Source organism: Vibrio splendidus 12E03, assembly GCF_000272105.2.
Taxonomy (GTDB): domain Bacteria; phylum Pseudomonadota; class Gammaproteobacteria; order Enterobacterales; family Vibrionaceae; genus Vibrio; species Vibrio splendidus_I.
In genome coordinates this window covers 1-294 of record NZ_AJZD02000124.1, presented here as the reverse complement: position 1 = coordinate 294, position 294 = coordinate 1, and the positions used below count along the sequence as shown (strand labels likewise).

The following is a 294-nucleotide window of genomic DNA, read 5'->3' as shown; positions in this document are numbered from 1 at the left end:
CTCTTTCCAATACTTATTTGAGCCGTATAATTTCTGGCAACCAACGGCGAGATTTCGAGGGTGACCACGCTCCCAGAATGCTGCCCCTTCTCTTGGGGGAACAAGCGCAATGGCTCCCTTAATCTTAATAGCAGCGTGACACGCTCTCGTGTCGTAAGCGCCATAACCAGACACCTCAAAGATACTTCGGCGTGTTTGTTTCGGTAAGTTCGGGAGGACTTCTCCATCTGTAACCGTTGGTAAACTTAGCTCGGCGGCAATAAGCTCATGAGTGCTTGTATCGACGGCAATATG

General features: G+C 49.7%; 1 protein-coding gene. It reads right to left on the bottom strand.

Features of this window, described 5'->3' with window-relative positions:
- On the bottom strand, positions 1-294 hold a 294-nt coding region (locus A142_RS09995), incomplete at both ends, for an IS5/IS1182 family transposase (RefSeq protein WP_019820700.1).